The 14,480-nt window shown below is 50.8% G+C and carries 10 protein-coding genes; 2 read left to right on the forward strand and 8 right to left on the reverse strand.

All coding sequences use genetic code 11. From position 1 onward, the window contains the following. Positions 1 to 10: 10 nt before the first annotated feature. A complete protein-coding gene (gene betB / locus VGM55_RS18625) occupies positions 11 to 1,483 on the reverse strand; it encodes a betaine-aldehyde dehydrogenase (protein ID WP_154189224.1) in 1,473 nt (490 codons plus the stop codon). Between the two features lie 17 nt (positions 1,484 to 1,500). Beyond that, on the reverse strand, positions 1,501 to 2,094 hold the full coding sequence (betI, locus tag VGM55_RS18630) for a transcriptional regulator BetI (protein WP_331636284.1): 594 nt from the start codon (positions 2,092 to 2,094) through the stop codon (positions 1,501 to 1,503). A 291-nt stretch (positions 2,095 to 2,385) separates the two neighbouring features. Between betI and VGM55_RS18635 the strand changes: the two genes are divergently transcribed. Next, positions 2,386 to 4,428: a choline transporter gene (locus VGM55_RS18635; protein ID WP_154189226.1), complete on the forward strand. Its 2,043-nt coding sequence runs from the start codon at positions 2,386 to 2,388 to the stop codon at positions 4,426 to 4,428. Between the two features lie 3 nt (positions 4,429 to 4,431). Here the strand turns inward: VGM55_RS18635 and VGM55_RS18640 are convergent, their stop codons facing one another. Then, positions 4,432 to 5,385, reverse strand: coding sequence for a GlxA family transcriptional regulator (locus VGM55_RS18640; RefSeq protein WP_154189227.1), 954 nt, complete (start codon positions 5,383 to 5,385; stop codon positions 4,432 to 4,434). A 114-nt stretch (positions 5,386 to 5,499) separates the two neighbouring features. Between VGM55_RS18640 and VGM55_RS18645 the strand changes: the two genes are divergently transcribed. After that, positions 5,500 to 6,141 carry an HD domain-containing protein gene (locus tag VGM55_RS18645; protein WP_154189228.1) on the forward strand — a complete coding sequence of 214 codons (642 nt, stop codon included), beginning with the start codon at positions 5,500 to 5,502 and terminating at the stop codon, positions 6,139 to 6,141. A 652-nt stretch (positions 6,142 to 6,793) separates the two neighbouring features. On the opposite strand, the gene VGM55_RS18650 is transcribed toward VGM55_RS18645, so the two are convergent. The 5 genes from VGM55_RS18650 to VGM55_RS18670 form a co-directional block, all read right to left on the reverse strand. Next, positions 6,794 to 8,692 carry a hypothetical protein gene (locus VGM55_RS18650; protein WP_331636285.1) on the reverse strand — a complete coding sequence of 633 codons (1,899 nt, stop codon included), beginning with the start codon at positions 8,690 to 8,692 and terminating at the stop codon, positions 6,794 to 6,796. Positions 8,693 to 8,793: 101 nt separating this feature from the next. Continuing rightward, positions 8,794 to 9,714, reverse strand: coding sequence for an ABC transporter permease (locus VGM55_RS18655; protein WP_331636286.1), 921 nt, complete (start codon positions 9,712 to 9,714; stop codon positions 8,794 to 8,796). Between the two features lie 3 nt (positions 9,715 to 9,717). Continuing rightward, a complete protein-coding gene (locus tag VGM55_RS18660) occupies positions 9,718 to 10,128 on the reverse strand; it encodes a hypothetical protein (RefSeq protein WP_331636287.1) in 411 nt (136 codons plus the stop codon). A gap of 483 nt (positions 10,129 to 10,611) precedes the next feature. Next, positions 10,612 to 13,326 carry a polysaccharide lyase family 8 super-sandwich domain-containing protein gene (locus VGM55_RS18665; protein WP_331636288.1) on the reverse strand — a complete coding sequence of 905 codons (2,715 nt, stop codon included), beginning with the start codon at positions 13,324 to 13,326 and terminating at the stop codon, positions 10,612 to 10,614. Between the two features lie 312 nt (positions 13,327 to 13,638). Next, complete coding sequence (locus tag VGM55_RS18670; RefSeq protein WP_154189232.1) at positions 13,639 to 14,451, reverse strand: arylamine N-acetyltransferase family protein; 813 nt, start codon at positions 14,449 to 14,451, stop codon at positions 13,639 to 13,641. Positions 14,452 to 14,480 lie beyond the last annotated feature (29 nt).

A 14,480-nucleotide genomic window follows, 5' to 3' on the forward strand; every position in this document is an offset into this window, starting at 1 on the left:
TCAGGTGGGGTTAAAAGATTGACTGATAGGTGCCCATCTCCAGTTGGATTGACTTAACTTGCGTGTAGCTTTGCAGGGTCATCAGGCCATTTTCACGGCCAATGCCCGAATGCTTGTAGCCGCCGACCGGCATTTCTGCCGCGGACTCGCCCCAGGTATTGATCCAGCAAATCCCGGCTTCAAGCTGATGAATAACGCGGTGCGCACGGGTGAGATCGTTCGTCACAACACCTGCCGCCAGGCCGTAATCCGTGGCGTTGGCGCGGCGAATAACGTCCTCCTCAGAGTCATAGCTGAGGATGGACATCACCGGCCCGAAGATCTCTTCGCGTACGATTTGCATCTCATCGCGGCAGTCGGTGAACACGGTCGGCGCAACCCATGCTCCGCTATCAAACTGCTCACCGCGCAGTTTGTCGCCGCCACACAGCAGCGTAGCACCCTCTTCACGCCCGGATTCGATGTAGCGCAGGACGTTTTCACGGTGCGGGAAGCTAACCAGCGGGCCAAAATTGGTTTGTGGATCCATCACGTCGCCGGCGCGAATACGGCCGACACGCTCAACAACCTTCTGCTCAAATTCGGCCTTCAGCGCGGCAGGAATAAACACGCGTGTGCCGTTGGTGCACACCTGGCCGGAACTGTAGAAGTTGGCCATCATCGCAATGTCGGCCGCCAGGTTGAGGTCGGCATCATCGAAGATAACCAGCGGGGATTTTCCGCCAAGCTCCATCGTGACCTGCTTCAACGTGGAGCCTGCCGCATTAGCCATGACCTTCTTGCCGCTGGCTACGCCGCCGGTAAAGGAGACTTTGGCGATCCCTGGATGCTCGGTCAGCAGTTGACCAGTTTCAGCCCCAAGTCCCGGCAGTACGTTAAACACACCATTCGGCAGACCTGCCTCGGTGAAAATTTCCGCCAGCTTGAGTGCAGTCAGCGGCGTCACTTCACTCGGTTTGAAGATCATCGCATTACCTGCAGCCAGCGCGGGTGCAGACTTCCATAAAGCAATCTGAATCGGGTAATTCCAGGCGCCGATGCCTGCCACAACGCCCAAAGGCTCACGGCGGGTGTAAACGAATGAGCTCTCGCGCAGCGGGATCTGTTGCCCCTCAAGAGTGGTCGTCAATCCGGCGTAATACTCCAGCACGTCTGCACCGGTCACGATGTCCACGCTGGAGGTTTCGCTGAAGGCTTTGCCGGTATCAAGGGTTTCCAGTTCGGCCAGCTCATCATTGCGTTCACGCAGGATATCCACGGCGCGGCGCAGAATACGCGAGCGCTCAACCGGTGTTTTTGCCGCCCACGCTTTTTGCCCTTTCTTCGCGGCTGCAACGGCACGCTCGACGTCTTCCTGGCCTGCGGCCTGAACGACCGCCAACACTTCACCGTTAGCCGGGTTGATGGTCTCGAAAGTTTTACCGCTTAATGCGGTAACGTAACTCCCATCGATATAAAGCTGTTGTTCACCAAATCGGGACATGTTTTCTCCTCGCTAAATTACTTTTTCACCACAGCAAGATGCTGGTTGATAAATTGCGTTGTCAGCACGCTCGCCGCTTTGCGGTCGAACGGTTTACCGCTTAATGCCGCACGCAGCCACAGGCCGTCTATCAGCGCGGCCAGGCCGTAGCCCGCCAGCCTTGCTTCCTGCTTTGGCAGCTCGCGCCGGAATTCGGCGGTTAACGTCGACAGCAGTCGGCGGCTACTCACCTGCTGCAGACGGTAGAGCATCGGCTGGTGCATGCTGCTGGCCCAAAATGCCAGCCAGGCTTTCATCGCCGCGCTGTGGGTCTGCGTCTCGTCAAAGTTTCCGTCAACGATGGCGCACAGCCGCCGCTCTGCGGATGCGCAGGGCAAAGCCTTGAGTCTGCCGACGACCGCATCGCGGAGCTGGGTCGTAACATCCCGCATGGTGGCCTCCAGCAAGCCGTTCTTGTCCTGGAAGTAGTGGCTGATGATGCCGGTTGATACCCCGGCCCGGCGGGCGATTTGCGCCACCGTCGCGTCATGCATCCCTACTTCATTTATTGCGCTTAAGGTGGCGTCAATCAGCTGTCGCCGCCGTATCGGCTGCATACCTTTTTTGGGCATGGCCTCGCTCCATTCATCAGTTATTGTTATCTATTTAATCTTTTATTGATTGAACGTTCAATATAAAATGTGTATTAATTGTTACGTAAAGGCAAGGAAATAGCGAATCCCTCGTATCTCAAACACAAACAAAGAGGATGTAATTTGTTGTATTTAAATAAAATGTTGTTTTTTAATTTACAGAAACCCAACTTTGATTATGGATTTGTTAAAAAAACATCTCACCCGCATTCAGAAGAAAAACTTAACTGCTCATATGAGTAGTCACCGTTACTTAATCAGAGGTAATCGATGACGAAGCCCGTTACTGCGCTTGCTACCAGCGAAAAAGACAAAATCAACCCGGTGGTCTTTTACACCTCCGCCGGGCTGATTTTGTTATTTTCCCTGATGACCATTTTTTATAGCGACCTGTCAGCCAACCTGATCGGTCATACCCTGAACTGGGTTTCCTCCCGTTTCGGCTGGTATTACCTGCTCGCCGCCACGCTCTATATCGTGTTTGTGGTGTTTATCGCCTGCTCCCGTTTCGGCTCCATCAAGCTCGGGCCGGAACAGTCAAAGCCCGAATTTAGCGTACTGAGCTGGGCCGCGATGCTGTTTGCCGCCGGGATAGGCATCGACCTGATGTTCTTCTCCGTTGCCGAACCGGTGACGCAGTACATGCAGCCGCCGGAAGGCGCAGGACAGACTATGGAGGCGGCGCGCCAGGCGATGGTCTGGACGCTGTTCCACTACGGGCTGACCGGCTGGTCGATGTATGCCCTGATGGGCATCGCGCTGGGCTACTTCAGCTATCGCTATAACCTGCCGCTGACGATTCGTTCGGCGCTGTATCCTATCTTCGGCAAGAAGATTAATGGCCCGATTGGCCATACGGTCGATATCGCGGCGGTGATCGGTACGATTTTCGGCATCGCCACCACGCTTGGGATCGGCGTTGTGCAGCTTAACTACGGGCTGAATGTGCTGTTTGATATCCCGGATAGCATGGGGGCTAAAGCGGCGTTGATCGTGCTGTCGGTGATTATCGCCACCATTTCTGTGACGTCCGGCGTCGATAAAGGGATTCGAATTCTTTCTGAACTGAACGTGGCGCTGGCCCTTGGGCTGATCCTGTTTGTGCTGTTTATGGGGAATACCGAGTTCCTGCTTAATGCGCTGGTGCTGAACGTCGGGGATTACATCAACCGCTTTATGGGCATGACGCTTAACAGCTTTGCTTTTGACCGCCCGGTGGAATGGATGAACAACTGGACCCTGTTCTTCTGGGCCTGGTGGGTGGCGTGGTCGCCTTTTGTCGGCCTGTTCCTGGCGCGTATTTCCCGTGGGCGTACCATTCGTGAGTTTGTGCTGGGGACGCTGATTATTCCCTTCACCTTTACGCTGCTGTGGCTTTCAGTGTTCGGCAATAGCGCGCTGTACGAAATCATCCATGGGGACGGCACCTTTGCTCAGGAAGCGATGGCGCATCCCGAGCGGGGCTTCTACAGTCTGCTGGCGCAGTATCCAGGCTTTACCTTTAGTGCCTCTGTCGCCACGATCACCGGCCTGCTGTTTTATGTCACCTCGGCAGACTCCGGCGCGCTGGTACTGGGGAACTTTACCTCAAAGCTGAAGGACATCAACAGCGACGCCCCAAATTGGCTGCGTATATTCTGGTCCATTGCCATCGGCCTGCTGACCATGGGGATGCTGATGACCAACGGCATTTCCGCGCTGCAGAACATGACGGTGATTATGGGGCTGCCGTTCAGCTTTGTTATCTTTTTCGTGATGGCCGGGCTGTATAAATCACTGAAAATAGAAGATTACCGTCGCGTCAGCGCCAGCCGCGACACCGCGCCGTATATGATGAGCGCGCAGGACCGCCTGGGCTGGAAAAAACGGCTATCGCGCCTGATGAATTACCCCGGCACGCGCTATACCCAAAGGATGATGGACACCGTCTGCTACCCGGCGATGGAAGAGGTTTCACACGAACTGGAACTTCGTGGGGCCAACGTTGAGCTTTCTGTTGAACCCCCGCAGCCGGACGAAAAGCTGGGGCACCTTGAGCTGCGGGTACATATGGGCGACGAACAGAACTTTGTCTACCAGATTTGGCCGCAGAAATACTCGGTGCCGGGCTTTACCTACCGCGCCCGTAGCGGTAAATCGACCTATTACCGGCTGGAAACCTTCCTGCTTGAGGGCAGTCAGGGCAACGACCTGATGGACTACAGCAAAGAACAGGTGATCATCGACATTCTCGATCAGTACGAACGCCACCTGAACTTTATCCACCTGCACCGCGAAGCGCCGGGCAACAGCATTACGTTCCCGAACGTTTAGCGTCTAGCATAGTTTCCTGTACGCGGCGGGCGTCATGCCCATTCGGCGCACGAAGGCCCGTCGCAATGTATCTATGCCTGAGAAACCGCTGGCGGCGGGTATCGCTTTCACCGGCAGCTCGCCGGATTCCAGCAACTGTCTCGCCTTCGCTACCTTTTCGGCCTCCAGCCACTCACCCGGCGTTAGCTGAAGCTCCTGATGAAACAGTCGGGTTAAATGCCTCACGCTGAGATGAATATGTGCCGCCATCTGCTGCACCGTTGCCACTTCTGTAAGATGGGCTATCGTCCAACGCTGAAGATCCTGAAGCGCGCTTCGCCCGCTGAGCGACGTTTTTTGCTCGCGGATAAAATGGTTCTGATTGACGGGACGCTTAAAAAACATCACCAGATTTGCCGCAACGTCCTGCGCCACCTCTCGTCCCAGGTCCTCCTCCACCAGACGCAGGGCAAGATCTAACCCTGAGGTCACGCCTGCGGCCGTACGCAGCGCACCGTCCATTACGTATAGCGCATCAGCGGTCACGTCGGTGTCCGGATAACGGGCCGCTAAAAGCGCGGAAGCAGACCAGTGGGTAGTCACTTTCTTGCCGCTTAACAAACCTGTTTGCGCCAGCAAAAGCGCACCGGTGCAGACTGAACCAAAACGGCGGCTCTGCTCACAAAGCCCGGTAATTTGCGCACGCTGTTTATTGCTCAGCGTTCTTTCCCCTGCATCCGGCGCTCCGGCGACTAAAAACGTCGTCTCCCGCAAGGCAACTGCAGCCTCAAGCAGGCCATCTGCCAGCAACTTTACACCCGAAGATGCCACGATCACGGGATCATCCAGACCAATTATTTTCGGCAGATAGACCGCACGATGCAGTACGCGGTTCGCCTCGGCAAACACGTCCAGCGGCCCGGAAACGTCGAGTAGCTGCGCGCCGGGTACCGCCAGAATCAGGATTTGATGTGCCATTCTTCTCTCCACGTCGCTAATCGCGCCATAAGTCCATAATCGTCACTAAGCGATCATTTAAGACATTTCGACGGCGGCCTATGCTACCTCAACACCAACATGAGGAGAAAGACGATGGGCTTAAATATTAACGGTATTACGATTCCAGACAGCCAAATGATGCGTGATGCCACGCAGCTGGTGCGCGACACCGAGTCAAATTTGCTGTTTCATCACTCTAGTCGCGTTTACTACTGGGCTGCGCTTGCCGGGCAGCGTCGTGAGTTAAAGGTTGACCACGAGCTGCTTTATATCGGCTGCATGTTCCACGACATGGGGCTGACTCACGAGCACTGCAGCTGCGATAAGCGCTTTGAAGTTGACGGCGCATTTGCCGCACAGGACTTTTTACGCCAGTACGGGGTAAAACAGGAAGATATCGACAAAGTGTGGACGGCCATTGCCCTGCATACCACGCCGGGCATACCTGAATTTATGGCAGCGGAAATTGCGCTGGTGACGGCGGGCGTCGAAATGGATGTGCTGGGCATAGATTATGAGAAATTCACCGACGAACAGCGTGAACAGGTTGTGAAGCTGCACCCTCGCCCGGCGGCGTTTAAAGAAGAGATTATTCAGGCGTTTTATGATGGTATTAAAAACAAACCAGCTACCACATTCGGAAATGTGAAAGCTGATGTCATCAAGGATAAGGAGCCAGCGTTCGAGCCGCTGAACTTCTGCAGTATTATTCGCGCATCCCGCTGGGCCGGTTAAAAACCATCAGGCGGGTGACAAACCTGTCACCTGCCCTGAACGGCCGCAATAGCGTCGACCCCGGAGCCAGGCTGCGGGTCGTGAGCAAAAGCGCCAATGACCATAAGAGAAAGTACGATTGCCAGAAAGATGTTTTTCATAACGTTGTTAGCCGCTGTGCCACGCTGATTAGAACCGCCGCTATGCTAAAAGAAAAAAGCTCAAATTGATAAAGGAAATTTTCAAAGTAATGTCAATTTTTGAATATTCCTCATATTGTCCCGCCACAAACCCTTGCCAACGGCTTGAGAATCCTTCAAAGACCAGCGGTTAATCGACTTCCTCGCCGGCGAAATCTGTTGTAACCGTTACGCCCGCCGGTGTGGTTTATATCAGAAACGTCAACACCACAAACGAACAGAACCTCGGGACTAACGTCAGTACCCGCGCGCAGACATTTTTTTCATTTACGATGCGAAACGCTGAGCCAGGCGTTAAGGGTGACGTGGCCTACATCAATACCGCGTTCGGCCAACATCATCCGTGGCTCACGATAACCATTGCCGGTTTACATTTCACGATCTTAGCAGCCATCTCCTTTGCATTCGATCTGACCTTGCTAACGGCATGCCATCCTAAAAGTAGCCGTTTGACTATGGGTTATTTAATCAGGCTAAGTATTAATAATCACCCGGCCAGCATCATCTCTGCCAGCGTTAATTTTGAAAACAGCGCTGTTATATTTAAGCGAGATCGGAAACCCTTTATTTAACTCTGAAATGCCAGGGATATTATTTTGTGCTGATGTGTGTTTATTTCCTGACAAGCTAATCCATTTTCCATTAGGGCGCATTTCCATTTCTTTGGTCACCAGGTAATTATAGGTTCTCAACCGATTCTCCCTGGCATTTGGTGTGTTGTTTACTATTTCTTTTTGTACTCTGCTGAAACCTGTGTTGAAATCTAAGTTCAAACTTACCGGGGTGTCAACAAGCACCACATCAATATTATTTTCTAGCGCACTAATGATGACATTTGCTCTGTCGACGTCATTATTCTGGGCGAAAGCGTTACGAATGAATACAATGTCTTTATTTCTGATCGCGCTCTCCAACTGTTGCAGCTTAGGGATATTCTCCAAATAAAGCGTCTTCACACCATTTTCTGAGAAAAATTTCATTTTTTCTTGCATAAACGCAGCGGCCCGATGAACCTCATGATCATATCCGCTGGTTGCTGTATGATTTTCACCGAATGCAATCCCATTATATTTACCAAGAATTGACTTCATTGAATCATCGACTTTATTAGACGTTCCAATATCATTAGCATGCCAGCGGTGAATTTCTTTAGCGTGCATAATTCTATTTGAATTTTCAAGTAAAACAGGCCAGCGCTCATCTATTATTTTTTGAGACCTTTTTGTGAATTCGCCTGGGTCTGAAGATGTCCCGCTGTATGCGTCATTAACCGTATAAAAATCAACCGATTTTTCTGTTTCTGTTTTTTGTTTTTTGGTTGGAGTATTTTCTTCAGATTCGTTGGTTCTTTTTGACGTTGAGGGCTGGGGGGATTTTTCCTCCTGCGGATCGGCACGATCTGGTTTACCTCCGCCCTTCAGCCCAATGCGTTGCCAGATGCCATTTTTCTCTACTGCACTACCAAAAGGAATTAGCTCGGTTTTACCCTCGCTATTTTCTCTCTGGTAAACGAGATCGTAGGTATTGCTTTGGGGGGTTTTCTTTGCGTAAACCTTCTCTCCATTAGGCCCTAAAAAGGCAGTGTTCACATGAAGCTCTGAGAGCCTGAATGACGCTGTCTCTTGACCCTGGGCGTTAAATCCTGCATTGATATCATTTGTCTCCGTCACTTGGATCTTGTCCGTCCCCTGTAACACGGGCGTACGGTCCTTAGTGACGACGGAATCTTTTAGCGGGCTATTCTGTTTGACCGAATGCGGTTTTTCATTATTAGGCACCAACAATGAGCCTGAAGATTGACTCGTCGACCTTGACCTGGCCTGGACAGGGCGCGCTGTTACACGTGGCCGCCGGTGACCACCGTTTGAATCTGGAAGAATACTCATACTCTGGCTGGCAACATCCAGTTCTAAGTAATTAACTGTATTGACTACAACCTCATGATTTGCAATTGACTTTAACTTTTGCCACAGGGTTTTCAGCCCTTCTGTCCATTCCTTCGAGCTCAACAGACTTGATTTGTTATTAAAATGTCCAGGAAATCCAATTTCTTTTTGTGTGTCCCGATTCTTTTTCAGCTTGATGTTAATATTCCCTTCCGACGCCGAGTTAATATTACCCCCGTGCTCACCGCCTGCAGTAATAAATTTAATAACACTACTTAATTGCTCTGATGTTATTTTTCTTTTAACCGAATCATAATAAGCAAAAAAATTTAGCATTATTTTTTGTGATTCAGCAGGAAGTTTTCGGATTGAATTTTGAAGGTCAGCAGGTAATTTACTGAGTACCTGTTTATCATAATCATACTCCAGCTCTTCCGTGGTAGATTTCATCGGTGGATTAACATTTGCTACACGTGGCACATCCATACAGACCTCCAATAATTATATAAGCACTAACGCGAACCACCTGAAAATAACAGGCAGTGTCATCACTGACTGGTAGCTCACGCTGCAAACAGACAACTGTTCTACTCTATGGTTTTGCCATAAGTGCGCAGACCAATAAATACCACCACCACCGTCATTATCAGGAGTGGGAGGACATCTGCTAATAAATCCATGCTGGTATATCCCTTTAACATTACACCCTTTATTAACCGAATAAACCAGGTCAACGGCAAACAAGCTCCCACAAACTGTGCCCAGGCAGGCATGCTGATGGAAAGCAGCAGTGAGGGAATAAAATACAAAGAGGACATCTGCAACGCCTGAAGTTGAGTTTTTGCGATACTGGAGATTGTGATACCAATTGACAGACAGAGAAAAATATAGATAAGCAACATCGTCAGGAGTAAAAAAAGATTACCCAGCAGAGGGACGGAAAACAAATAGACAGCGCAGAATAATATCACCACCGACTGTACCAGGCCAATCAGTACGTAGGGCGCAATTTTCCCCATACACACTTCCAGGCCATTGACCGGTGACGCCAATAAAGTTTCAAAAGCGCCGCTTTCCCGCTCTCGGGTAATGGGTAGTGCAGTCATCAGAATCATTGTGGTGCCCAGAATCGACCCCATTATTCCTGGGATCGTACTGTACTGTGTGATCCCCTCCGGGTTAAACATTCGATGAATGACAAGCTCAAATGCCTCCCCTTTCTCTTCTCCCCGCAGCGCTTCAGGCAAGTCGTGCTCGAATAACGTTTTTGAAGCATGGGTTATCGCATTCAGTGCATTGCTTCCGATCGGTGGATCAATTGCATCGCTTTGAATCAACAGCTGCGGCTTCTCTTGACGCAGGATTTTTTGCGTAAAGCCGGCTGGTATAGTCACGATAAATACCACTTCGCCGCGGATAAAAGCCCTTTCCGCCTCCGCCGCTGCCGCAACGGGCTGCAGAGCAAAGTAATGGGTGTTTTCTGCTGCGCTATAAATACCCGGAATCATAATTTAGCAAGGCTGCGGGGACGTGGCGTGGATCCATATTGACGGCAGTTGCCGTTTAGCAAGCTCTGCAGCAATCCGGGCTCGCGTCAGCTGGGATCGTATTACGTCCAGCTCTTCACGGCGCTCACCTGATGTTAAATCCTTCAGCGAGGCAGCCTCTGCGCGATAGTTTTTCTCTTCTATCCGAACCGCATTTTCTGTATTAAACGATTCCATCCGGACTAATGCTTGCCCTTTTCTGACCGACTGATCTTTTTTGACCAGAATCGCATCAATTTTTTCAGTGGCCTCATGAGAAAGATAGATAAACTCCCCTTGCGCATAACCCGAAAATAAAACCCCGGGAGTATTATCACAGCTAATTAGTGCAGACAGGAGGGGGAACAATAAGAGATGGTTATAACGAGAAAACATATTTACACCCCGCAAGGATAAATATATTTACACATGGGCTCATGACCTTTTCCCTGCGACTCCGGCAACAAAGAATTTCACTGTTATTTACTGAGGGCATTGGCGTACGGGATGAGCAGGTGCCAAACATGAACGATGAGATACATGTCCCACAGAGGCACAGACTGATGATGGCTACAATTATTATCATGAATACCGCTGATTTTTTCTGGGAAAAAGAGAGGGGTATAGCTTTAGTGTTATTTATGTAGGAAAGTGTTCCCCTCTTAGATATAAATACCGTGATGAAATATGACTTAGATCATGTTTAGTCATTGAGTCGATATCCTTGAGAAAATTGAAAAACACGAAAAACACGATAAACAGACGATAGCCTGTCCCTTGCAAATGCTGTTATTGTCCTTTACATATCATCTGTATCTGCCGCGTGGGATGCCGGGGTGCAGACTGCGCGCTGGTGCCAGGGCGCAGTCAACGAGATCATCAGTTCAGGGTAAATGACACACTTTTACCGGCTTCCATACCGCCTGGAAGTGCGATGCTGACCGAGGTAGCGCCACCATCGGCTGAAGGCTCGCTGGTACAGTTTTTAACGCAGGTGAACTGGCCTTTTATCTTTAACACCGCGTACTTAAGCAGGGCATTTTGTGTCGGTTCACTGAGGGTGAGTTCAATCTCTCCCGGCGTATCTGACGCTTTAGCCATCACTAATACCGGTACGTCAGGCATAAATTGCAGTTCAGGAGTAAGGGAAATCCACTGGGGGTTTACCGCATACACCGCCGCCATACCCACCTTGCTTTGCCGATCGTAGACCGTGTGCAGATCATTATCGCTGTGGGTCAGCAAATTATCGGCTCTGTCTTTAGCCCCGTAATCTGTTGCCAGGCCATCAAAAGAGGATGCCGGTTGAACGTAATATTGATAACCGCCACGAGAACCTTTGCTGTGGGTAATCCACAAACTAAAGACCTCCTTGCTTATCTCTGAGGCCGATCCGCCCTGGTTAATCACCCGCCAGCTTCCAGTCTGAATTTTCGATTGCAGCGTCACGGTCCGGGTCTCGACGGCAGGAAAGACATACTCAATGCCGTTATGCTGCACCCATTCGATCATGGCAGAATCAACGGCCTGCCCTGACTCCAGCGAATGAACGGCATTATCCCCTCTGAATTTGTAGAACACCGCACCCCGACGCAACGATTGTTCCACGCTGGTGACCACCTCCGCTTTCGCCTGAGTCATATCGATATTCGACCCCATATTCAGTAGGGCATCGCCAAAATGAAAGTAGCTTTTGCGCGCTTCTTTAACATTGAGTCGGGTAAGTTCCATTGCCGCCAGGCCCGATATCCCATCGCTGACGCCCCCGACAAAGCGATGACTGCCGTAGGCGGTATTTCCCCACTCGTTCAGCGGTAGCTTCAGCGCGTCCTGCTCGGCAGTCGTCCCCGGCAGTCGTTTCCAGTTCCATACCGGTTGAATATCCCAGTATTCTTTGCCGGTTCGCGTGATGAGCTGACTCCCCGCCCCCAGAAAATAGCTTAGTAAACCTTCGCCATTGCCCGTTTCAGAGGTTGTCGTCCTTTTCGATACCATTCGTAGTGAGGATGAGAATGCGGGGCCGAAATGGAACATATTGTCGGTCGTCCAGTAATATCGGTTCCCCAGATAATAGTCGTTGCGCGATTCATCCCCTGTTTTGCCGCGGTACTGCAGCTCCCGTAAAGTATCAGCTCTGGGGCCATTTGGATTCATTTTCAGGAACTGCGCGGTGAAACTGTTTACCTGGCCGCCAAATCCCGAAGTTTGCCTGCTATGGCTGCGTCCCATGACGTGGAAATCGGTCATTCCGGCATAGCCGGACCAGCCAGTTCCCTCAATCAGCCACTGTTCAAGCAGTTCGATTTTTTCAGGGGACAGCACATACTCGGTACCCAGTACGCCCCCCTGAAGCGCAAGCAGGCTGCTCATAAATACTTGACCATATCCGGCGGTATACAGCTGTGAAATCGTTTGGCCATCTGCCGTACCACAATGGGAGGTAAAAGACATATCAACGCGGATCCCTTCACAGCTGTCGGCGTCTTTTCCATCCTGAATAATCACCAAATCCGAGGCCGTTTTCATACTCTCGCGCAGGGTGTTCTCATAAAGCGTCATGTCCGAGGCGGAGGCGATGCCGCCATTTAGCGCCAGCGCACTCCACATTTGCTGAATGGCGGCATAATCCATTAAATTGGCGCCCCAGTTATTTACCCCGTTCGCAACATTCGCTACTTTCATGTATGGAAGCAAAATCTGGACCATCTGGTTGGGCGTGATTTCGGGGAGTGCCAACAATGCGGTACGGGTGACATACCGTGGATTACCTATCGACGAGTGCCACCAGTTGCTGAAGCGGTATTTTTTTTCGATGAAAAATTGCATGGCCCGAACCGAAGCAGCCTGCGCCTTTTCAATCAGCGCGCAGTCATTATTTTTCTGACATTCAGCGCGATGTTGATAGGCATATGAGGCCAAAGAGAGCATGCGGTTAAGGTGCTCGCCCGTAACGGTGGTATCAGAAATCGGATATCTATTATCGGGATAAACCAAATCCACAAAAGCCCCCGCTTTCTCCTGACTTAACCAGGCCGGAATTGCCGCCGGTAGAGGATTATTGACCGTCGCATCCGTCAGCTGTTTTAGAATCTGGCTATGCTGAATCTTTTTCGGGTTATCAATATAGTAAGTAAATGAAAGAGACAGGTCGGAAGGGAGCCAGACGGTATTCAAATAGCTGCTCCAGGCGGGCACATACTTATTATTTTTCCATTCCCCGGCGCGTGCATAAACGGAACCGGCATTAATGGCTGTCGCGAGTGCGTGAGGCCATGAATACTCGCCCGCGTTATCAGAGGTAATAGGGACTTTGATCGTTTCCTGAACAGTATTCGTCGTCTTATCAATCACATTAAAAATCAGCGTGGATCCCACCGTCAGATTGCCGTTGGAAACAAGGTATCCCCGATCGGCACGCACCCCAAAACGGGCTTTATCATCCTGAACAGAGACGGTAGGCCCAACACTTTCTTTAACAGGTGATTCTGCGGTGGGTTGGAGTGCGCTTCTGTCAACGGTGCCGTATCCGGCGACTGGCGCGAAGGGTAAACACAGCATCAATGCCGATAGCATAAATCCCTTATGGACAAGCATAATTTCTCCTAACTAAGTGATTACATTAAGAAAAAAAATAAAACCATTTGTTACATCCTGCAATTAAGAGTGGAGACAATAACGTATGGAATCTGCTTGATATCTTTAGGTTTACTCTTCTGGTGATGTGAACATTCCCGATCGTCCTGCCTGGTTTCTCAACGGCTGTGGACGACCGCCGGCAGAGTGACACATTGATGATGAGACGAGGCTGATGTCGATGTCATCAGGTATTCAGGGCGAATAATTCACGAGTGAGGTAGATCGCCGTCGCTCGCTGGCACGAGCAGCGACGTTCAGTGGTGACGGCTGTCAGGCAGGTTTTATTACGCCAATGCGCTCAAGCATCCCGGAGAAGTCATCGAGATGAATACCGTGATTTGGATGGTCGAAGCGCAAATTGAAGTTTTTCTGCAGAAGGTCATAAACCTCTTGCGCACGGGTAAACACGGGAGCATTTTCCCCTACGCTTGACAGCGTGTTTTTAGAGCCGTCCGCATGGTAAAGGCTCAGCGCCAGACAATAACGGAAATGGGATTCAGGCCACGTCGAAACGTAGTGGTTCCCGACTTCGTAATCAGAGAAGTACTGAGGCTCTAAATTAAAACGATAAAGGTTAATGACTTTATCGCTATCGTGGAATTTGAGCAGCCAGTCATGTTCTATTTTGTCCAGGCTATAAACCCCATGCGTGGTCTGCTGCAGCTCACCTGCAACCAGCCGTACCGGCACCGGCAGCGTTTTCCCCCCAAAGCCAACGTCGGCTATCCAGTCCTCTCCCGCTAGCGTAACTTTCGTCAGGCGGTGCGTGCGGGCCGGCATCTCGGGAGGGTTAGACAACAGGACGCGGCCAGATAAATTCGTCACCTCAAAACCCAGTTCGGCCAGCACGTTACGAAACAGGCTGTTTTGCTCAAAGCACCAGCCACCGCGCCCGGCTACAACCAGTTTTTCAAATACGCTGCCGTCGTCGATATGAATGGTTCTGCCAAGCAGAACATCAAGATTTTCAAACGGAATAGCGCAGGTGTGCGCGAAATGCAGCGCGCGCAAGGTTTCACGTGTTGCGGTGCGCGGCCCTTTATAGTTGATACGTGTAAAGTAACGGTCCAGATCTACTGCCATTTTGCCGATTCCATGCTGCGAATGAATGG

Source organism: Cedecea sp., assembly GCF_036500665.1.
In the GTDB taxonomy this organism is placed as follows: Bacteria; Pseudomonadota; Gammaproteobacteria; order Enterobacterales; family Enterobacteriaceae; genus Cedecea.